This window comes from Neobacillus drentensis, assembly GCF_036965425.1.
GTDB lineage: Bacteria > Bacillota > Bacilli > Bacillales > Cytobacillaceae > Neobacillus > Neobacillus drentensis_F.
In genome coordinates, this window is sequence record NZ_JBALPP010000048.1 from 18,980 (window position 1) to 39,832 (window position 20,853).

The 20,853-nt window shown below is 37.2% G+C and carries 19 protein-coding genes; 10 read left to right on the plus strand and 9 right to left on the minus strand.

Annotated features, from left to right (window positions below):
• The first annotated feature begins 131 nt into the window (after positions 1 to 131).
• Complete coding sequence (locus V7161_RS13425; RefSeq protein ID WP_335445623.1) at positions 132 to 374, plus strand: hypothetical protein; 243 nt, start codon at positions 132 to 134, stop codon at positions 372 to 374.
• 40 nt (positions 375 to 414) lie between these two features.
• Here the strand turns inward: V7161_RS13425 and V7161_RS13430 are convergent, their stop codons facing one another.
• The 8 genes from V7161_RS13430 to V7161_RS13465 all read right to left on the minus strand — a co-directional run bounded on the left by V7161_RS13430 (position 415) and on the right by V7161_RS13465 (position 8,045).
• On the minus strand, positions 415 to 1,515 hold the full coding sequence (locus V7161_RS13430; RefSeq protein WP_335445625.1) for an ABC transporter ATP-binding protein: 1,101 nt from the start codon (positions 1,513 to 1,515) through the stop codon (positions 415 to 417).
• Between the two features lie 108 nt (positions 1,516 to 1,623).
• Entirely contained in the window at positions 1,624 to 2,529 is a 906-nt protein-coding gene (locus V7161_RS13435) for a PucR family transcriptional regulator (RefSeq protein WP_335445626.1), read from the minus strand.
• Positions 2,530 to 2,645: 116 nt separating this feature from the next.
• Entirely contained in the window at positions 2,646 to 2,837 is a 192-nt protein-coding gene (locus V7161_RS13440) for a hypothetical protein (protein WP_223592967.1), read from the minus strand.
• 53 nt (positions 2,838 to 2,890) lie between these two features.
• The gene (locus tag V7161_RS13445; RefSeq protein WP_335445627.1) at positions 2,891 to 3,100 is read right to left on the minus strand and encodes a YheE family protein; all 210 of its coding nucleotides are present in this window, start codon (positions 3,098 to 3,100) and stop codon (positions 2,891 to 2,893) included.
• A 75-nt stretch (positions 3,101 to 3,175) separates the two neighbouring features.
• Positions 3,176 to 4,222, minus strand: coding sequence for a YheC/YheD family endospore coat-associated protein (locus V7161_RS13450; protein ID WP_335445629.1), 1,047 nt, complete (start codon positions 4,220 to 4,222; stop codon positions 3,176 to 3,178).
• Positions 4,219 to 5,583, minus strand: coding sequence for a YheC/YheD family endospore coat-associated protein (locus tag V7161_RS13455; RefSeq protein ID WP_335445630.1), 1,365 nt, complete (start codon positions 5,581 to 5,583; stop codon positions 4,219 to 4,221). Before V7161_RS13455 ends, V7161_RS13450 begins: the two co-directional genes overlap by 4 nt.
• Positions 5,561 to 6,664, minus strand: coding sequence for a YheC/YheD family endospore coat-associated protein (locus V7161_RS13460; RefSeq protein ID WP_335445632.1), 1,104 nt, complete (start codon positions 6,662 to 6,664; stop codon positions 5,561 to 5,563). Before V7161_RS13460 ends, V7161_RS13455 begins: the two co-directional genes overlap by 23 nt.
• Before the next feature lies 1 nt (position 6,665).
• A complete protein-coding gene (locus tag V7161_RS13465; RefSeq protein WP_335445634.1) occupies positions 6,666 to 8,045 on the minus strand; it encodes a YheC/YheD family endospore coat-associated protein in 1,380 nt (459 codons plus the stop codon).
• A gap of 240 nt (positions 8,046 to 8,285) precedes the next feature.
• On the opposite strand from V7161_RS13465, the gene V7161_RS13470 reads away from it, so the two are divergent.
• The 5 genes from V7161_RS13470 to V7161_RS13490 all read left to right on the plus strand — a co-directional run bounded on the left by V7161_RS13470 (position 8,286) and on the right by V7161_RS13490 (position 13,960).
• Positions 8,286 to 8,636: a YlbF family regulator gene (locus tag V7161_RS13470; RefSeq protein ID WP_289982887.1), complete on the plus strand. Its 351-nt coding sequence runs from the start codon at positions 8,286 to 8,288 to the stop codon at positions 8,634 to 8,636.
• Between the two features lie 127 nt (positions 8,637 to 8,763).
• Complete coding sequence (locus V7161_RS13475) at positions 8,764 to 9,633, plus strand: Cof-type HAD-IIB family hydrolase (protein ID WP_335445636.1); 870 nt, start codon at positions 8,764 to 8,766, stop codon at positions 9,631 to 9,633.
• Between the two features lie 128 nt (positions 9,634 to 9,761).
• Complete coding sequence (locus tag V7161_RS13480; protein WP_335445638.1) at positions 9,762 to 11,273, plus strand: coproporphyrinogen III oxidase; 1,512 nt, start codon at positions 9,762 to 9,764, stop codon at positions 11,271 to 11,273.
• A 132-nt stretch (positions 11,274 to 11,405) separates the two neighbouring features.
• Positions 11,406 to 13,025 (plus strand): long-chain fatty acid--CoA ligase, encoded by a 1,620-nt coding sequence (locus V7161_RS13485; protein WP_335445640.1) that lies wholly within the window; start codon positions 11,406 to 11,408, stop codon positions 13,023 to 13,025.
• Positions 13,026 to 13,174: 149 nt separating this feature from the next.
• On the plus strand, positions 13,175 to 13,960 hold the full coding sequence (locus V7161_RS13490; protein WP_335445745.1) for an enoyl-CoA hydratase: 786 nt from the start codon (positions 13,175 to 13,177) through the stop codon (positions 13,958 to 13,960).
• Between the two features lie 34 nt (positions 13,961 to 13,994).
• Here V7161_RS13490 and V7161_RS13495 read toward each other — a convergent pair whose 3' ends face one another.
• On the minus strand, positions 13,995 to 14,180 hold the full coding sequence (locus V7161_RS13495) for a YhzD family protein (protein WP_335445641.1): 186 nt from the start codon (positions 14,178 to 14,180) through the stop codon (positions 13,995 to 13,997).
• Positions 14,181 to 14,304: 124 nt separating this feature from the next.
• On the opposite strand from V7161_RS13495, the gene V7161_RS13500 reads away from it, so the two are divergent.
• The 4 genes from V7161_RS13500 to V7161_RS13515 all read left to right on the plus strand — a co-directional run bounded on the left by V7161_RS13500 (position 14,305) and on the right by V7161_RS13515 (position 20,809).
• The gene (locus tag V7161_RS13500) at positions 14,305 to 15,204 is read left to right on the plus strand and encodes an ABC transporter ATP-binding protein (protein WP_335445643.1); all 900 of its coding nucleotides are present in this window, start codon (positions 14,305 to 14,307) and stop codon (positions 15,202 to 15,204) included.
• Positions 15,197 to 16,450, plus strand: a complete 1,254-nt coding sequence (locus tag V7161_RS13505; RefSeq protein ID WP_335445644.1) for an ABC transporter permease — start codon at positions 15,197 to 15,199, stop codon at positions 16,448 to 16,450. The genes V7161_RS13500 and V7161_RS13505 overlap by 8 nt, the downstream gene beginning before the upstream one ends.
• A gap of 115 nt (positions 16,451 to 16,565) precedes the next feature.
• Complete coding sequence (locus V7161_RS13510; RefSeq protein ID WP_335445646.1) at positions 16,566 to 17,786, plus strand: metallophosphoesterase family protein; 1,221 nt, start codon at positions 16,566 to 16,568, stop codon at positions 17,784 to 17,786.
• A gap of 20 nt (positions 17,787 to 17,806) precedes the next feature.
• A complete protein-coding gene (locus tag V7161_RS13515; protein ID WP_335445648.1) occupies positions 17,807 to 20,809 on the plus strand; it encodes an ATP-binding protein in 3,003 nt (1,000 codons plus the stop codon).
• The last annotated feature ends 44 nt before the right edge of the window (positions 20,810 to 20,853 follow it).

Here is a 20,853-nt window from a genome sequence, read left to right on the forward strand (position 1 = left end):
TTGCTTGTAATTTTATTATGATTAAAAAGTAAAGACTTATTCGAAAGAATTGATTAGTAATTTATTCCATTACTTAGGGGAAGTGAAGTAACACAAACTAAAGGTATCTACTATTCAAAAGGGTGAAGAATATGGCGATATGTCCGGTTTGTAATGGTTTGCGCGAAGCCTATTTAATGTGTTCAAACTGCGGAGATTCAATGATAGAGAGCGGCAGACTAATGGATTTTTATGATGATTACAGTCCGTATATGGAAATTGATTTAATGAAAATGGAGGATGGTTTTTCAGACACAAATTCTGGAGAGAAGTGTCCACATCTTTACCGCTGCCCAACTTGTCAAAAAGATGAAATTATTTTTATAAAAGAATAAGCCCCGTTGGTTAAAAACGGGACTTATCAATAATTCACTTTTATGGGCGGATTCTTCCTTCTGTTTCAGCATCAAAGAAATGTGCTTTATTTAAGTCGAACGCAAGCTCTAATTTATCACCTGGTTTAACATCTGCACGTGAATCTAAGCGGGCAACAAAATCTTGTTCTCCAAGACTTGAATATACCATCATTTCTGCTCCAGTTAATTCAGCTACATCAATGTTGGCAATAATCTTAGTACCTGTAGATGCCTCAATGAAGACTGGTTCATCATGAATGTCTTCTGGGCGTACGCCTAGAATAATTGATTTTCCAATATACCCTTGTTCACGTAAATACTTCATTTTCCCTTCTGGGACAGCAATTGAAGATTTTCCAATGATAAACTTGCCGTCTTCTAATTTTCCATTAAAAAAGTTCATCGCTGGTGACCCGATGAAGCCGCCAACAAACACATTTTCTGGCTTTTCATAAACTTCTTTTGGTGTACCAACCTGTTGAATGATACCGTCTTTCATAACAACTAAACGGGAAGCCATTGTCATTGCTTCTGTTTGGTCATGGGTAACATAGATGGTTGTTGTATTTAAGCGGCGGTGAAGCTTGGCAATTTCAGCACGCATCGCCACGCGAAGCTTAGCATCCAGGTTAGACAAAGGTTCATCCATAAGGAATACCTTTGCATCACGAACGATGGCACGACCCAAAGCGACACGCTGGCGTTGTCCACCTGAAAGAGCCTTTGGTTTACGTGTTAAATATGCTTCTAATCCTAAAATTCTTGCTGCTTCCTTTACACGACGGTCGATTTCATCTTTTGGAAATTTGCGAAGCTTTAATCCAAACGCCATATTATCGTAAACTGTCATGTGAGGATAGAGGGCATAGTTTTGGAAAACCATCGCAATATCACGATCTTTTGGAGCTACATCGTTCACTCTTTTGCCGTCAATGTAGAAATCACCTTTTGAAATATCCTCAAGGCCTGCGACCATTCGAAGTGTAGTAGATTTTCCGCATCCAGATGGTCCGACAAAGACGATAAATTCTTTATCTTCAATATGTAAATTGAAGTCTTGTACAGCGGTTACTTTATTATCGTAAATTTTATAAATATGATCTAATTTTAATTCTGCCATTCTTTTATTCCTCCCAATATCATTTTGTAACTTTAGTTTACAGGGGAGGGATTAAAATTTATATGGACAGTCTGCACAAAGAATGAAAACGCTTTTTTGGGCATATTGTTATTTTTTTTGCTGTTCAAACAAAAGACAGGCTAAAAAGACGGTAAAGGCACCGTAAAAATCCTTTAAGCCAATCCCGGTTTTTTCGGTAAATTTGTCAATTCGATATTGCAGAGTATTTCGATGGATAAATAATTTTTTAGCCGTCATACTGGCATTTAAATTTTGTTCTAAAAAAATCTTAATTGTGGAAAACATTTCTGTATCATTCGAAAATAGTTCAAATATTTCCTGGTTTATCTTTTGTTGTAATTCATCCGGCAAATGACGGGCTAAATAAGACGGAAATACTCGTTCAAACGAAAGGATATTAGAAAATCCAAGATCAGCAATTGCAAATGAAAAGTATTCTTGTTCTTGCTTAAATTTAGTCCGAAGTTGAATAGAAAATGGATTTAGTTTTCCAATAAAAAAAGAAATTTTAACGTAAAAATCACTTTCCAAAGTTTCGGCCATCGACAATAATTCTTCTTCTGAAAGAAAAATTTGTTTTTTTTCTTCGATGACGATACCCCTATTTTTGCTTTCCCAAATAATTAGAATCTCTTCAGAGAAGAACCCCTTTAAGGCTGATTCCATTTCTTCTTGATGATGATCATCACCAGTAATATAAAAATGAATAAATCGCAATGGTGTATCATCCTTGTATATAGGGGGAGGGCCATCAGATAATAGAAATTCAGACCAAGTTTTACCTATTCTCGAAAAGGAGACTGGCTGGATTTCGACTAATTCATAAATCGTTTTAAGAAGAGTTAACTCTTTTTCTCCTAATTCTGCTTTTGGTATGCCAATCCATTCGTTCGCAATCTCATCATAAAACGTATAAACTAACTCGGAAGGATGAGTGGGCCGACCGGGAAATAAAGTGGAATTCTTATATATAGATAATAATTTTCGTAGCATCGTACCTTCCCCGTCATTAAAATTTATTGGTTCTATTATAACAGTTGAGTTCTAAAGCATGAAATTAAAAAAGGCCGAGCCTTTTACGGTCCAGCCTGCCATTATATGCAAAGATTTTAATCACACTCATATGGTGGTTGTTCTTCAACCAAATCTCGTGCCTCTTCAATATTGGTTGAATCATATCGGGCGTGCACAGAACCGCCTGACATTCCCTCATTAATCATGCGGTCAACATCCATAAACGCCTTGTCTCTGCCCTCATGTGCAGAGCCTTGATTTGTTAACTGATCTTTCCCTTTTTCCATGATTATCCATCCTTTCCCTTTTATATCTTTATTGTGTGGGAAAGGATAAATTTTCATTCATAAACATGATAGAGCATTAGTTCATGAATCTGGCTTGTTAACGCTTCAATATCTACTTGTTCAGGAGTATTTGTGGTCCATTCAATTTTTCCGGTTTGGTGGTAAATTCCGGTGAATCTTTGCTTTTTATAATAAAAGGAAAAACTCCAGCCTGGTATATTTTTATTTTCAAATAAAGGCTTAAACTGAAAGTGCATGAGCATATGATAATCCCCCTTTGATTTCTCAGGTTATTTTTAGCTTACCTTGTTTTGGAGATTATTTAAATAGATATTCTGTTACTTTTTATAATTTGCCAGCTGGACGAATAAACGGCAAAGCTGCTCGATTTTCTTATCTTCGATTTCAGTTTCGTCAAAGCTCATTGGTTTGGAGTTTACTTCAAAAATATAATATTTTCCTGACTCACTTACTGCAGCATCAATCGAAAATTCTCCAAAAAAGCCAAACTGTTCTGATAATGCCTTTCCTATTTGAGGGACGATTGTTTGAATGAATTGGTCATGTGCGGTCGTTTGCAGAAGTTGGTAGGGGAGAAGCCTCCCACCTGATGGAATATGGGTCGTAATTTCTTGTTCATGTGATGAACGAATACCAATCCCTGTTAGGTTAAAATCATCTTTATATGCATGAGCTAGTATTCTAAAATCAAAACGTGCTCCATTATATTTGGCTGAGGATATTTCTTCTTGCGCAATATAATTTTTATCTTTCAGCTCTTTGTGCCAGTCTTCCCAAAAATGATGAAAGGAGGTATAGGTTTTCTTTTCTTTTACTCCCTCCATCTCAATTTCCCTTGAATTCATGATTCGTAAGCGGTATATGCCTTTTCCTTTGGAGGCTTGACTTGGTTTTAAATAAACATTCTTATACTTCTTTAGAAATAAAAAAAAATCATTTTTTGTTTGGACAAGAATGGTTTGTGGTAAGTAACGTTGAAGGCTCAAATGGTTTTTTAACAAATTAAACAATTCATATTTATCAATAAAACAAGGGTTAAAAAAAGGAATCCTTTTTTCATTTAAGTGGGAAAAAAAGTGTTTACATCGTTTATCTTGTTCTGATTTGCGAAAAGGGATTCGATTATAAACAAGGTCAGGATATGGAAATGTTTTCTGTATCCATCGATTTTCATTAGGTGAAAAGGAATATCCTTTAATTGTATCCTGTTCTACCCCTTCGATTGTAAAAATAAAGCTCATTCCGTTAAGGGAAATAAGCTTTTTTTGCAATTCTATAAAAAGCGGGCCATTGCCTGTTATTGCGCCATTAGATTTACGTGCAGTCATAATACCAATGAGGGGAGTTTTTTTATCGCTTTTCATTTGAAAAGTTCCTCTGGGTGGAATAGGGATTGTTCTGTCAGGAATACGGCAAAGGCTAGAGATAATCTTCGAGTTAATAAATCAAATGGTTTTAGTTCTGGATGACTGAAGATGGATCTTCCTGGCTTAGAATTTGCTTCGAAGAGCCATACCTCACCGTTTCGGTCGATACCTAAATCAAAACCAATCTCGCCAATAATTCCCGAAATATTTTTATCAATAGCCTTGCTTAATAAGAGGGCAGCATTCGATAATTTTTTAGTAAATAATTCGCATTCATCCTTCGGAAAAATCTCTTCTATCGTTTTTATCGCTCCACCGCTTCTAGTATGTGTTGTAACACTGCCTGCACCAGCAATTTTGGCTGCAATGGCGGTTACATGCCAAGTTCCTGAATCGTCCTTATTCGTATGAACACGAAAATCAATGGACCGACTGTCATGCCTTTGTAAATGAATGCCTTGTTGCACCAGCATTTTTTCAAGTGATTTATTACCAAAAACGGATTGAAACAATCTTTCTAAGCTTGAAAATTTGCGCAAGCGGTTAATGCCTTGGTCGTCTTGGTACCGGCAAAAATATTCAGATGTAGATTTATCAAAAATAATTTGGTGTACACCTAGTCCAAGGCTTCCGTTTTTAGGTTTAATATACACATGACCATAATTTGAAAGCATCCTTTCAACTAAGGAAAAAGAGGTTAACGGATGGCTTTCTGGAAGATAGGCTTCGACTGAACCATCCTGCTGCAGTCTCTCGTATATATCTAGCTTATTAAAGAAGCCAGGATTATACCAGGGAATAAGGCATTCTTTTTGTAATCTGTTTTTCACTTTGATTAATTTTGGATTTCCTTCACTTCTGCGATTTGGCAGACGGTCGTAAATAACATTTGGAAAGGGCACTTCGAAATGATGCCAAGAGGAATCATGAAAAAAGACCCCCTCAATTATCCCGCGTTCCCAATCAATATGCTGCTCTCCAAAAAGATAGGCAATTGCCCCAACCTCTTTATTTACTGATAAAAGTTTTGAAAAGAATAACGTTCTTTCTCCAATGGGCTGTTCCGGAATTTGTGTAAATCCGGCAGTGAAGATTCCAACGAGCGGTCCAATATAAAGTATTTCTTTTTCTAAAAAAATATGGAGCGGAATACTAAAGGACGGGAAATGTATAGCCTTTTGAATTTCTTTACTAATCACAATTCGGTCATTTTTGTCTGGATGGGGGCGGAAATCAACTTCCATCGATTTTGACCCGAAGGCTATTCTTTTTATAGTTTTTTCTTTAATTAGTGAAGGCGGACAAAAAACGATCAATTGATTATTTGGGGCAATTTCAATGAGATAACGTTTTCTCATGAAAGTTCTTCCTTTCTGATTGACCGGTCTGAAATAAATGTTTTCCATATAGAAGTGGAGCTAAGTAGAGTGATTCTTTTAAAGTTGGCTGAGTTTCTAAAATAACCTTTCTCCCTGGCTTGGAATTAATGTCTAGAATCCAAATAGATCCGTTTTTAGCGATACCTATATCGACACCAAGCTCAAATAATGGCAAAAATTCTTTTTCAAGCAGAAGGGGGAGCTGGGAAAGGATATATTCTAACTCCTCTCGGATATACTTTCCTTTTGCCGGCTGCAATGATGATGTCCAATCCGAAAAGGTAATAACGGAACCTCCGGCACTTAAATTTGATAAGATGCCTCCAGAATTACCTAATCGAATACCTCTGCCAAGTTCACCCCAAACTCCCTGAATATTCTTTTGCATGAGAATGCGAATATCAAAGGGCTGAAGTTCATCATTAGATAATTCCAGAAACGGCTGGATCAGGTAATGGCGGGTAGCTATCAATGGATCCAGCCACTTGATAAGCTTGGACTCATTTGGAAAAATCCGCGAAATAATCTTTTTTTGTTTCTCTGTTTTGACATGAAAGGTCTTGTCATTTTTCTTCAATGAATAAATGCCAAATCCTTGAGACCCATTAATTGGCTTTATAATAATTTTCTTTAACTTATTCAGTTCTTTTAAGATGATCCTTGAATCATCTGCAAATTTTGTCGGTGGTAAATAGGCAGATAATGCTGTGTTTTTAAGTGAATGGTAGAGTTCAAGCTTGTTGGGTAATCCGTAGCCTAAAAAAGTAATATCGTTTCTGCTTTTAAGCCATGAAACAATTGGCAGGCAAAGCTTGGAATGTTCATCATCACCATAAAAACAACGATCATATATAATGGGCGGCATTGGAAACTCTAAATCTATCCACTGAGAAGTTTTTGCATTAAATTTTTTACCTCGTACCTGAAGTGTATGGGGATTAATTTCAGTAGGGATAAAACGGTAACACTCCATTTCACACGATTCCGCAAGTTTAGCGATATCGTTAATATAAGAATCTTCACTATCCAGCTTTAGGGAAATGATTCCAAATGAAATCAATTTATTCAACCTCCTTTTCAGAAATAACGTCTTTGGCCAGCTTTGTACAAAATTGGATAATCGCTTTTGCTGACGGTCTAATTTTACCGGGATTGTCTTCAAATAGTTTGGAAGGTTTTGAGTTTACTTCTATTAGCCAAGGTTTTCCTCCTTCGTCAACCCCAATGTCAATTCCAAGCTCTCCGGTTATACCCGTTGAGCGTCGGCCTATGTTTTCCGCAATTTCAATTGATAATTCCTTCATAAGGGAGAGAGTTTGAAGAGCATTCCTTCGATCCATACATGTTAATAAGGCCTGGAGCGGCCGAAGTAATGTTCCGCCTCTAGCTAAATTGGAAACGAATTCTTGTTCATTTGCGACTCTTGCTACCATAGAAGTCACACCCCAAACGTCATTTTCATTTCTATGGCATAACACCCGAAAATCTATAGATCGGGAGTCTTGGGTAATTAAGCAAATTCCTTGTTGAATAAGAAAGATTCGATTGGTGAGCAGGGGCTTAATTCGTTGATAGATATCCTCTAGCGAATAAATACTTTCAATTTTGGCGGTATGTGTGGTAAACGATGTTTGAAAACGATATAGGTTTTCCTTTTCCCTTACTATTTTGATAATGTTTTTTCCTTGACTTCCATGAATAGGTTTTATATAAACTGTTTGATATTTTTGAACAAATTCAAAAAGGCTTTCTTTTGAATAAATTTTAGTCTCAGGTGTATAGGGGATTAAGTGGTTCTCCTCCCTAATATGTTTATACACTTCCCATTTAGAGAGAAAACGGTCATTAAACAATGGGATGTTCAGCTTTTCAATTCTGTTACGGAAGTCCTGAAATTGATTTTTTTGTTCAAGAAGTCGGGAATGAATGCGGTTATAGATGACATCAGGTAAAGGAAGCTTTGCAGGACTCCATTTTCCTGCGTTAAAGTAATATCCTTGTGATGAAAATTGTTCTAATGAAAACACATAGAATAAACCACCATTTTCAGAAATTCCTTGATGAAGTTCTTCACAAAAACCATGGATAGAACGAAAATGCGGTTGGTTTATTTCATCAGTTGCGAAATCGGTTAGCAATCCTACGACTGGGCCGAGCTGAAGTGTTTGTATGTCACGACGGTAAAAGGCCTGTAACTTTATTTTTATGGAAGGTAAATCTAATGCCGTCATGATAGAATCGGGTATTAGCACTATGTTGCTATCCATTTCTACAATTTGTATGTTTACCTTTTTAGATGACCTGCCAATGGTGATTTTTATTTCCTGATTGTTATTAATTTGAAAATGTTGAAACAGTTGGCGGGATATTTGTATGAAGCGGTCATGTTGTTTTGAAGACACTATTGGAATAATTGAAATGGTTGAAAATGAAAAAGACATAATCACTCCTCATTTATTTTTCAAAAATGGGCATTAGTTGATATAGGTATCGTATGTTTTAACGTTATGGATGGTGAATTGAACATTCTCGCATTTATTTGAATAGTTTGTTATAGTTGAGTGGAATTGTTTATCAATTGGCTGTGTTAAATGTTACTGTTGATTTTTTAACCCTGTTGATTGGAGTGGAAATCAACAGGCTGGTTTAACACAGGCAATAAATAAAGGGAGTGGTTTAAAATGGCAGTTAATTTATTTGATTCCGCCTATGCACTTGAAACAGCTATTCGTCAAAGCGATGAATATACAGCATTAAAAAATGCCTACAATGAAGTAAATGCAGATCCAGCAGCTAAAAAGATGTTTGACCAGTTCCGGCAAATGCAAATGAACCTGCAGCAAAAGCAGATGATGGGACAGAATATTTCTGACCAAGAAGTGCAACAGGCTCAGGCAACGGTTGCCCAAGTTCAACAGAATGCAAAAATTGCCAATCTTATGCAAGCTGAACAACGGATGAGCATGATTATTGGGGAACTTAACCAAATTATTATGAAACCATTAGAAGAGCTTTACGGGAAAATGCAATAACATTACTTTCAAACCTTCGGTGCCAAAACCGAAGGCTTTTTTCTTGTTCTTGGGTTAGTCATATAAATGGATAAACTGTCATAAAAGTGATATAAGGGTAATTTCACCAAGAACAGGAGGCAACAAAATGATTTATCGTTTGCTTGCTTTAAATATTGATGGAACACTATTACAAACGAATGGAAAAATTCATAAGTCAACGAAGGATGCCATAGAATATGTTCAGCAAAAAGGGATTTATGTTACACTCGTTACTTCAAGAAGTTTTCCATCAGCGAAAAAGGTGGCTAAGGCATTAAAGATAAAATTACCGCTCATTACACATCAGGGTGCTTTAATTGCAAGCGAATTAGAAAAGCCGATTTATGTTAAACGGATTAATGAGGATATTACCTACGATACAGTAAGATTCCTAGAGGGCATCCCGTGCCAAATAAGGCTGGTACATGAACAATATTCGCTGGCAAATAAGTTCAAGCTCCAAAATAATTTATTAGCAAAAACGGTTTTTACCTCAGGCGACCCTATCTTTTATTCCCAGCAGTTTGTTTCTTCCTTAAGTGAACATTTACATGATCAGCCTGTAACACCGCCAAAGATTGAGGTATATTTTGAAGAAAAAAGCGATTTAATTGATGCCAAAAAAGTGCTTAGTAAAATGTTTACTGAGATTGAAATTATCGAACTAGATTCATTAAGAGTAGATATTGTCCCTTCTGGTGTTTCCAAACTTGCCGGATTAACCAGCCTTGCTAATCAGCTTGGGCTTAAAGCGAGAGAAGTGGTTTATATAGGTGACGGACTAGACGATATACCATTAATTGAGGCAGCCGGATTAGGGGTCGCGATGTGGAATGCTGATTTTGCTGTAAAAAAAGCCTCAGATTGGGTCACGAGGTCGCAAAATGAACAGGGTGTAGCCTATATGGTAAAAGAACACTTTAGAAAACAACAGCCGATTGAGTTTTTACGGAAGATGAAAATCATAAAAAATTGACCATACAAAGATATCATCGGCGGAAGCCATTGATATCTTTTTTGCTTTTATGGAATAATTTCCACTATATTGACCTTAGATTACTGATTTTGTACACTTAAGGAAGTTTAATTTGAAAGGTGATATACTTGCGGATTTCAATAATAGGATTAGAGGATGAAAGATTCAATCGGCCGCTCCAGCTGATAGCCAATTTGTTTTTTGAAGAGTCTCAGATTTTCAAGTCAGTCGGTGAAGAAGCTGATATACAAATAAATTTTAACTTGCAGGTTCAGGATAAAATACTGGTTTCAGCTGAATTGAAGAGTAAAGACGATAAAGTCTTTGCCTCAGAATATCAAAGAGCGATACAAATAACAGATTCAGAAAAAGAACGTTTTAAGCAGATAAAAAATGCTGTTTCCCACGTTTATTTAACAGTTTTGCAGGATTACACAGGTATTACCCAAAAATGGGGCATTTTAACTGGGGTTAGACCGACAAAACTGCTGCACAAAAAAGTTCAGGAAGGGATTCCATTTGAAGCTGCGCATCAACAATTAAAGGCAGATTACTTGATTACAGATGAAAAAATCGAACTTATGCAACAAATCGTTGATCGTCAATTGACAGTAGTTCCGGACCTATATTCACTGCAAAAAGAAGTGAGTATTTATATCGGTATCCCTTTCTGTCCAACAAAATGTGCTTATTGCACCTTCCCGGCCTATGCGATAAACGGACGTCAAGGCTCCGTTGACTCTTTCTTGGGCGGTCTTCATTATGAAATGAAAAAACTCGGTGCATGGTTAAAGGAAAAAGGAATCAGGATTACAACCGTCTATTATGGAGGCGGAACCCCAACAAGTATTACCGCTGAAGAGATGGACATGCTCTACGAGGAAATGTACACATCCTTCCCGGAAGTTGATAAGATTCGCGAAATTACGGTTGAAGCTGGTCGTCCTGATACAATCAGTCCTGAAAAATTGGAAGTATTAAAAAAATGGAAGATTGATCGTATCAGCATTAATCCTCAGTCATATACACAAGAAACCTTAAAAGCAATCGGCAGACATCATACGGTAACAGAAACTATTGAAAAATATCATCTTGCACGACAGATGGGCATGAACAATATTAATATGGACTTAATTATAGGCTTGCCAGGTGAAGGGATTCCTGAATTTACCCACTCCTTGAATGAAACTGAAAAACTGATGCCTGAATCTTTAACCGTTCATACCTTGTCGTTTAAGCGTGCCTCTGAAATGACTAAGAATAAAGAAAAATATAAGGTCGCAGACCGCGGCGAAGTGGAAAAAATGATGGAACTCGCTGAGAACTGGACATCTAGCCATGGCTATGTACCCTATTATTTATACAGGCAAAAGAATATCCTAGGCAATTTGGAAAACGTTGGTTACTCTTTGCCAAGTCAAGAAAGTATTTATAATATCATGATTATGGAAGAAGTTCAGACCATAATTGGTCTTGGCTGTGGTGCAGCAAGTAAATTTGTTGATCCTTTGACAGGAAAAATTACACACTTTGCCAATCCAAAGGATCCAAAATCCTACAATGACGGTTTTGAAGCTTATACAGAAGAGAAAATCAAAATTTTAGATGAATTATTCTCGGAAAAAGGGTCTCCTGCTTAATGAAGCGGGAGAATTTTTTTGGCTTCGTTCTTAATAAAGGTTTATTAAACTAGAATGTCGAATATTTTATAGGATATTCTTCATAGAATACTATAAAATTAAAACGCTTTCATTAATGGAGGGGATAAATTTATGATGCAAACACCTTTAACGATGACGCAAATGATTGAAAGAGCAGAAAATTATTTTCCAAAGAAACAAGTGGTTTCAAGAACGGCAAGCGGCATCAATAGATTTACCTATAAACAAATTGCCGAAAGAACTAGAAGGCTCGCCGACGCCTTGATTACGTTAGGCGTTACTAAAGGTGATAGAGTAGGAACTTTAGCCTGGAATCATCACCGCCATTTGGAAGCCTATTTTGCCATACCATGTATGGGAGCGGTACTTCATACTATCAATATTCGTCTTGCCCCGCAGCATATTACCTACATCATTAATCATGCAGAGGACAAGGTCCTGCTAGTTGACGCAGACATCCTGCCATTACTTGAAAAATGTGCGCATGAATTACCAAACGTTAAAGCTTATGTCGTCATGACCGATGAAAAGGAACTTCCGGAAACAAAGCTTTCCCCTGTCTATCACTATGAGGACCTATTAGCTGAAGCAAATCCTGCCTACCAATACCCAAATGATATCGATGAAAATGATCCAGCAGGCATGTGCTATACATCCGCAACCACTGGAAATCCAAAAGGTGTGGTCTATTCGCATCGCGGCATCTATCTGCACAGTATGGCTTTAGGTCTAGCGGATACCGCGGCCTTAAGCGAAAAGGACATCGCCCTTCCTGTGGTACCAATGTTCCATGCCAACGCTTGGGGAATGCCATTTGCCGCCGTTTGGTTTGGCACTTCTCTAGTTTTACCAGGGCCAAATTTTACACCAAAATTGCTGGCTGAGCTTATCGAACAGGAAAGGGTAACGATTACAGCAGGGGTCCCTACAATCTGGCTGGGACTATTAAAAGAACTGGATGAAGGCTCTTATGATTTGAGCAGTTTAAGAGGGGTTTTATGTGGAGGATCTGCTGCACCAAAAGGCATGATTAAGGCATATGAGCAGCGCCATAAAATTCCTTTTATGCATGCCTATGGGATGACAGAAACAAGCCCGCTAGCCGTAATTTCTACTTTAAAAAGCTACCAAAAGGAGTTAGATCCTGAGGAGAAACTAAATATTAGAGCGAAGCAAGGGACCCTTGTTCCAGGTTTAGAAATGAAAATTGTCGGCAAGGATGGCGAAGTAGCCTGGGATGGAAATGAAATGGGAGAACTATGTATTAGAGGACCATGGATTGCCTCCGAATATTATCGCGACGAACGGACCTTGGATGCTTTCAGGGATGGCTGGCTCCATACGGGAGATGTAGTGACAATTGATGAGGAAGGATTTGTGAAAATCGTGGATCGGACAAAGGATCTGATCAAGAGCGGCGGCGAATGGATTTCCTCAGTTGACTTAGAAAATGCCTTGATGGCACATGATGCTGTGTTTGAAGCAGCCGTTGTCGCGGTTCCTCATGAAAGGTGGCAAGAGCGTCCGGTTGCCTGTGTTGTTTTAAAAGATGCTTTTAAAGGAAAAACAACGTCGGATGAGCTATTTGAGTTTTTAATACCACAGTTTGCTAAATGGTGGATTCCAGATGATATCCTATTTGTTTCGGACATTCCAAAAACTTCAGTTGGCAAATTCCTGAAAATGGCATTAAGGGAACGGGTCCAAAAAGATATTCTTCCAAAAAATTAGAATTAAGGACAAAAGGTTCAGCCTTTTGTCCTTTTGCTGTGCACTTAAATATTAGAAGAAGATTCAATATATTAAGAAAGTTTGTTTTTATTCCTTCCATTTCCAGCTATAATGGAACTGAATGAACTATTAGGGGGGAGTTTAAATTGATGAATTTTGTTACGGATAAGATCAATGTGAAAATTGAAGGCCGTGTGGCAACGGTAGAAATGAATCGTCCAGATTCAATGAACGCAATGGATACAGATGTTATTAAAGGGCTCGTCTGTAAACTAAAGGAAATTAGCGAATCTGATGATATTGATATCGTTGTCCTAACAGGCAAGGGGAGAGCCTTTTCGGCTGGCGGAGATATTAAAACCATGCTCTCCAACATGAATGAAAGCGATTTTTTGCCGGTTATGGATTGCATCAGTGAATTGATTATCACGCTTTATAGCATCCCAAAATTAACGATCAGTGCTGTATCAGGAGCTGCTGCCGGATTAGGGTTCAGTTTAGCATTAGCGACTGATTATATTATTGCAGATAAGGCAAGCAAGCTGGCAATGAATTTTATTGGAATTGGCCTTATTCCTGATGGCGGGGCGCATTTCTTTTTAGAAAAGAGATTAGGTGAAACGAAGGCAAAGCAAGTGATTTGGGACGGTAAAATGATGAGTGCGGAAGAAGCATATAAGCTGGGTCTTGTTCAGGAAGTAGCGGAAGAAGATCTTCAAGAGACATTACATACACGAATTACCGACTGGCTAGGCCGCCCAGTCCAAGCAATGATTAAAACAAAAAAGATTTTAGCAGAAAAGAACCGGCCGCAATTATTAAAAATTTTGGAATTAGAAAAATACGGCCAGCAGAAAATGCGGGAAACCTTAGACCATAAAGAAGGAATTAAGGCCTTTATTGAAAAAAGAAAGCCAACTTTTATCGGCAAATAAAAAACAAAGAAGCTTTCGAGCTTCTTTGCTTTTTCTAAGAATGAAATAACAATAACTTACCGCTTGGTGAGACGCAGCGATGTGTTTTTTCTAATAAGTTTTTCTCTGATAATAGTTTTTCACCTTGCTTCTTAGCAGCATCATCATTTTCTGCCTGAAAGGCTTCATCTAAAAGCTTTTCTCCATTTGCTTCAAAGGCTGTTAGTTTATAAGTTTTCATCACACATACCCCTTTATTTAAAAATAATCACTATTATTTTCACATAATTCTTAATATTTTTCAAAGGAAAAAATTTAAAACTTTTTCCTGTTTGAAACGTATGAAATTGGAAGGAGTGATTTACATGGTACTCAAACTTGAAGGAGTGACGAAGCGTTTTGGGCAATTTACAGCTGTCAATCAATTGTCCTTAGAAATTCCCGATAGAGAAATGTTTGGCTTCTTAGGAGCTAACGGGGCGGGCAAAACCACGACCTTTCGTATGATTCTAGGCCTTTTGGATTCGACCGGCGGAAGAATCACATGGGATGGAAATGCGATTGATTATTCTGCCAGCCACTTAGTCGGTTACCTTCCTGAGGAAAGAGGCTTGTACCCAAAACTGAAAGTCCGTGACCAACTCGTTTATTTAGCTAGATTAAGGGGGATGCAAAAAAATGATGCTCTAATTGAATTAAAATCATGGCTAGAGCGATTTAAAATACCAGAGTATGAGAATAAGAAGGTGGAGGAGCTTTCCAAAGGGAATCAGCAGAAAATCCAATTTATTGCTGCAGTTCTACATAAACCAAAATTATTAATTCTCGATGAACCATTCAGCGGCCTGGATCCTGTTAATGTGGAAATGTTAAAGGAAGCCGTTCTGACTTTAAAGGAAAACGGGGCGACCATTGTGTTTTCAAGCCACAGGATGGAGCATGTCGAGGAAATGTGTGAGCACCTCTGCATTTTGCATAAGGGAAGTCCAGTCGTACATGGTTCATTAAAAGAAATCAAGCGGGCATTCGGCAAAAAGAATCTTGTAATCCATGCTGATTTTGAATTAGACCAGTTAAAAAATTTCCCTGGAGTTGTAAGGGCGAAATCAACAATGGAAGGAGTTCATTTGCAGATTGAAGGGGAGCCAGTTGCAGAAAAAATATTAAAAGAAATAGTAGGGAAAGGATTCATTCGAAAATTTGCCCTTGAAGAACCTTCTTTAAATGATATTTTTATAGAGAAAGTAGGTAATTCATATGAATAATTTTTGGATTATCTTATTTCATACTTATCTTAACAAACTGAAAAGCAAATCGTTTATTATCACCACCCTTTTAACCGTTGTGATTGTGCTCGCCCTCACAAATTTAAATAATATCATTTCAATATTTGATAAAAATGGCGGTAAAGAAACAGTAGCCGTGCTCGATGAAACAGGAAATCTTTATGAACCTTTCAAACAACAAGCTGCTGCAATAAATAAAGATATAAAACTTACTAAGTATAATGGAACAGAAAAAGAAGCGGAAAAAGCTATCGAAAAAGGCGAATTTAAAGGACTTATTCAATTACGCTTTAATGATGAAAAGCTTCCGGAAGCAACCTATAAAGCTAGGAGCATTGCAGATTCGTCTTTGTTTACGGACTTGCAGACTAGTTTGCAGCAGGTAAAAACCATGCTTGCCGCAACGCAAATAAATTTGACTCCCACTCAACTTGAAAAGCTATATGAACCAGTGACTTTTGAAAAATTTGCCCTAGAAAAAAATGCGAAAACGGAAGAGGAATTGAACCAAGCAAGAGGCCTTGTCTATGTTCTTCTTTTCATCATTTATTTTAGCGTTATTATGTATGCCAATATGATTGCGATGGAGGTTGCGACCGAAAAATCCTCAAGGGTCATGGAAATCTTAATATCAAGCGTTTCGCCAATTAAGCAAATGTTTGCCAAAATTATTGGCATCGGTTTATTAAGCCTAACGCAGCTGGCGGTATTTTTAATCGTGGGTTATTACTCATTAACCAAGAATATGGATTCATTAAAAGACGGCTTTTTTGGGGTCTACGGCTTTAAAGATATACCAGGGGTAACGATTATGTATGCGGTCATCTTCTTTATTCTCGGTTATTTCCTTTATGCAACACTGGCGGCCTTTTTAGGTTCTCTCGTCAGCAGAATTGAAGATGTCCAGCAGATGATCACCCCAATGACACTGCTAGTGGTTGGAGGTTTTATGATTGCCATGTTTGGGCTTGGAAAGCCGGACGCCCCGTTTATTACGGCAACGTCCTATATTCCATTTTTTACACCAATGATTATGTTTTTGCGTGTTGGGATGCTGACCATTCCAGCATGGGAGGCGATATTAGGAATATCCATCCTTGTAATCACTATTGTTGCTTTAGCCGTATTCGGTGCCCGTGTATATCGTGGCGGAGTGTTAATGTATGGGCAGTCAAATTCCTATAAAGATATTAAAAAAGCGTTACAATTAACTAAGAATAAATAGAAGGTTTAAGCCTTGCCGTTTTTGGTAAGGCTTATTATTATTTTTATTACAGAACGTGCATTCGTATTTTAAAGGTGTTAAAATGAAAGAAAAGAGGAAGAAAGGAATATTTTTGATGAAAAAGATAACGTTTATTCATGCAGCGGATCTGCATTTAGATAGCCCAATGGTTGGATTAAAACATTTGCCCCCAGACATCTTTTCAAGAATTAAAGAAAGTACTTTCACGGCCTTAAAAAAGCTTACAGCTGCAGCGATCTGCCATCAAGTCGATTTTGTCATAATAGCCGGTGATTTATTTGATGGAGAAGACCGCAGCCTGCGTGCCCAGTCACGGTTTCGAACAGAGATGCAGAAGCTTTTAGTGCATCATATTCCTGTTTTTGTTATTCATGGAAATCACGATCACTTAAATGGTTCATGGGTCCATTTGGATATGCCGGCAAATGTCCATATTTTTGATAGTGAGGTTGAGGTTAAGGATCTACATACAAGAAGCGGTGAAAAGGTTCACCTTTATGGGTTTAGTTATCCAACCAGGCACGTGTTCGATAGAAAAATAGATGAATATATGAAAGTAGAAGGGGCCGATTTCCATATCGGTATTCTTCATGGCAATGAGAGTTCTGGCACGGAGCACGATAACTACGCGCCTTTCTCCATCCAAGAACTAAATGAAAAAGGTTTTGATTATTGGGCCTTAGGACATATCCATAAGCGGGCAGTTTTATCGGAAACCCCACCTATTATATATCCGGGAAATATTCAGGGGAGAAATAAGAAGGAAACAGGAACAAAAGGCTGCTATTTAGTAGAGCTTTCAGAATCGGATGTAAATATGAAATTTATAGAAACCTCTGATATTGTATGGCAGGAAGCATTCCTAGATGCTGCACCAGCAAATTCTATTGACGAAGTCCTTAAGCTCTTGTCTGCAAAAATAAATGACATCCGACAGGATAAAACAGGAACACTTTTAACTCTTCATTTAGAAAATGTTCATTTGAATGATGACCGGGAGAAAAGGGCGTTAAGCGAGGAACTATTAGAACTGCTTATTGCGGATGAACGAGAAGAAGAATCATTTGTATGGACTTTCGAGTTAACGATGATGGCATCACAGCAATTTGACAAAGAACACTTAAAAACGGAAGCAAATTTTTATGCCGAGCTTTTTGAGACGATAGATAATTACCAAGAAATAAACCCGGCCATTACTCCATTATATAATCATCCATTAGGGCGGAAATATTTATCCCATTTAACAGAGGAAGAGCAAGATACTCTAATCAAACAAGCTGAGAAACTATTAATCGAATTACTTTATCAATCTTAAAAGAAGGGAGTGTATCCATATTGAAAATTGTCGAGCTGCAGATTTATGGCTATGGTCAACTTGAGAATGTAAAAATCAATGACATATCCGAATTCCAAGTTTTTTTTGGTGAAAACGAAGCCGGAAAATCGACGATAATGGCCTTTATTCATGGTGTCTTGTTTGGGTTCCCTACGAAACAACAAACTGAACTTCGCTACGAGCCGAAACATCATCATAAATATGGGGGGAAAATAAAAGTTTATCATGAAGATTACGGATATGCAGTCATTGAACGAGTAAAGGGCAAAGCAGCAGGTGACGTAACGGTTATCATTGACAATGGGAAGGTTGGCGGCGAGGAACTGCTGAAAGAAATACTTGTAAATTTCGATAAGGGTCTATTTCAAGCGATTTTTTCCTTTAATTTACAAGGACTGCAGAATATTCATCAAATGAAGGGTGAAGAAATTGGAAGGTTTTTATTTTCCGCAGGGACCTTAGGGACGGAAAAATTAGCGAAAACCGAATACATTTTGCAAAAAGAATTAGATTTTCGCTTTAAACCATCCGGAAAGAAACCTATTATAAATGAAAAACTTCAAGAACTTCATGAAATTAGTGCAGAATTAAAAAAAGCGGCAGCAAAAAATAAGGACTACGAACTTCTTGTCGATAAAAAAGAAAAGCTCCAGCAGGAAATGGAAAATGTAAATCATTCCCTTGTGGAAATGCATGAAAAGGTAGAAAAACTATCCGAATGGAAAAGAATTGAGGCAATCGTAAAAGAGGAAAAATGGACGAAAAAAGATCTCGGTGAACTAGGAGAAATAGCCTTTCCTACCCGTGGAATTGAAAGAATAGAAAAATTAACTTCGCTCATTCATCCCTATAATGCCCAAATTGCCAGCCTAGAGGAAAGAATTATCCAAATAAAAAAAGAACTAGAAGATATTCAGCCTGAGCATTCTATTTTGGAAAATGAAGCAGCAATTTTATCATCACTCGATCAAGTACCTCTTTATGATCAATTGAAACTTGAAAAGCAGCAATGTGAAACAAAATTGCTAGAAATTGAAGAAAAGCTTGCGGCTATTAAAGAAAGACTTCATTTGAATATTAATGAAGAAGAAATTCTCTCGATTAATACTAATATTTATATAAAAAATCAGGTAGAAAGGGTCTCGCGAAAACAGCTAAAGCTAGAGGAAGCTAAAGAAGACCTGGAGGCGCAATTTAGAGAAGAAAAAAACAATCTGCAGGAAATTGAAAAAGAAATCCGCTTAACAGAATCCGTTTGTTTACCAAAGCAAAAAAGAGACCTGCTTGCTGAACAAGTTAACCAAGGAAATGATAAAAAAAGCTTGGAGGCAGAATTAAAGTCTATACATGATAAATTTGAATTTTACCAACAGGCACTTGAACGGGAAAAGAATGAAAAGGAAAGGTTTGTTAAGCAGAGAAGGTTTCAATTTGTTATTTTTGATCTAATATTACTAGCAATAGCTTTATATGGATTGTTAACCAAGCAGGTTGCTTTATTAGCATTTGGGGGTCTTGGATGCTTGATGATCACCTATTTCATGATTAGTAGCCTTAATAATTCCAAACAAAAGACTGTTGATCCAATGCTAACGGAATTAAAAGAAAAGGAAAAAGCAATCCTTCAAAAATTACAATCAGCTGAAATTAAAGATTTTTCACAGTTGGAGGAACAATTAAGGCTGGATAATCTCCGTCTAGAGCAGCTGCAAAAGTCGAAAATTAAGTTAGAACAACAGCAAAAGCATTATGAAAAGGTAATTACTAAGTTTGAGGAATGGGAACTAGAAGCGGCACAAAATAAGGAACAGCTGTTTTCCATAAGCAGTGAATTAAAGATTCCTGAATATATTGCCAATACTTTCTTACAGGAAGCCTTCCATTTAATTGAACAATATAAATTAGTATTACGTGAGAAAAAACAAATGCTGGAAAGACTTGAGCACATTAATCAACAGCAGGCTAAAATTGTGAAAGACCTAAATATAATTGCAAGTAGGTATTTGCCGGAGATGAGTTTGGAATTACAAAAAACAGCTTATTTAGTGCGAAATAAGCTTAAGGAAGAGCATGAAAAACAGATTAAGAGTCAAGAAAGAGTTTCAAAATTAGCCGACCTTGAAGCTGAATTGCTGCTAAAAAAGCAAGAACAAGGCCATCTTCAGCTTGAATACCAAAAGCTCATAGATGATGCTGAGGTAGATTCAGAGCAAAAATACTATGAACTTGGTGAAAAAGCAGCAAAGCAGGGAAAGCTTCTTGAACGTCTTGAATCCATTCAAAACCAACTGCATTTCTCCATACTTTCAGAGCCGGAAAGAGACAGCTATTTAAAACTTCAAAATGGTGAAGAATTATTGATTGAATGTAATCGCCAAATACAAGGTTTACAAGCAAAATTAAAGAACCTCCAAGAGGAGCTGGCATCAATAAAATACGAAATCCAGGCACTTGAAGAAGGGGGTTTGTATTCTGATATTCTACATCACTATAAACAGAAAAAATTTGAATTAGAAGAAACAGCCAAAGAGTGGTCGGTTTATAGTTTGGCGCAGGATATTCTTGTAAGTACAATTGAAAGGTACAAGAAAATTCATCTACCAAGGATGTTATCAAAGGCAGAAGGATATCTATCATTTCTAACAAATGGCAGCTATCAAAAGATTCATCTGCAAAAATCAGGTACTGGCTTTTTAGTTGAAAGGGAAGACCATACATTATTTGAAGCGAATGAACTAAGTCAAGCGACGACAGAACAGCTTTATTTAGCAGTTCGGCTTGCCTTGGCAACTACACTTTATGAAAACTACCATTTCCCAATCATCATTGACGATAGTTTTGTAAATTTTGATGCCGGCAGGACTGAAAAAGTTCTTCAGCTTCTTAATCAATTGGATGGTAATCAGATTTTATTTTTCACGTGCCATAGTCATATCCTTCCTTATTTTAAAAAGGAAAATGTTCTTCGGTTGGAAAAAGGTGCTGTTCAGATTATTTCATAGAGTAATAGCTAGGTATGTTATACTCGTACTATAAGAAGGAGCGT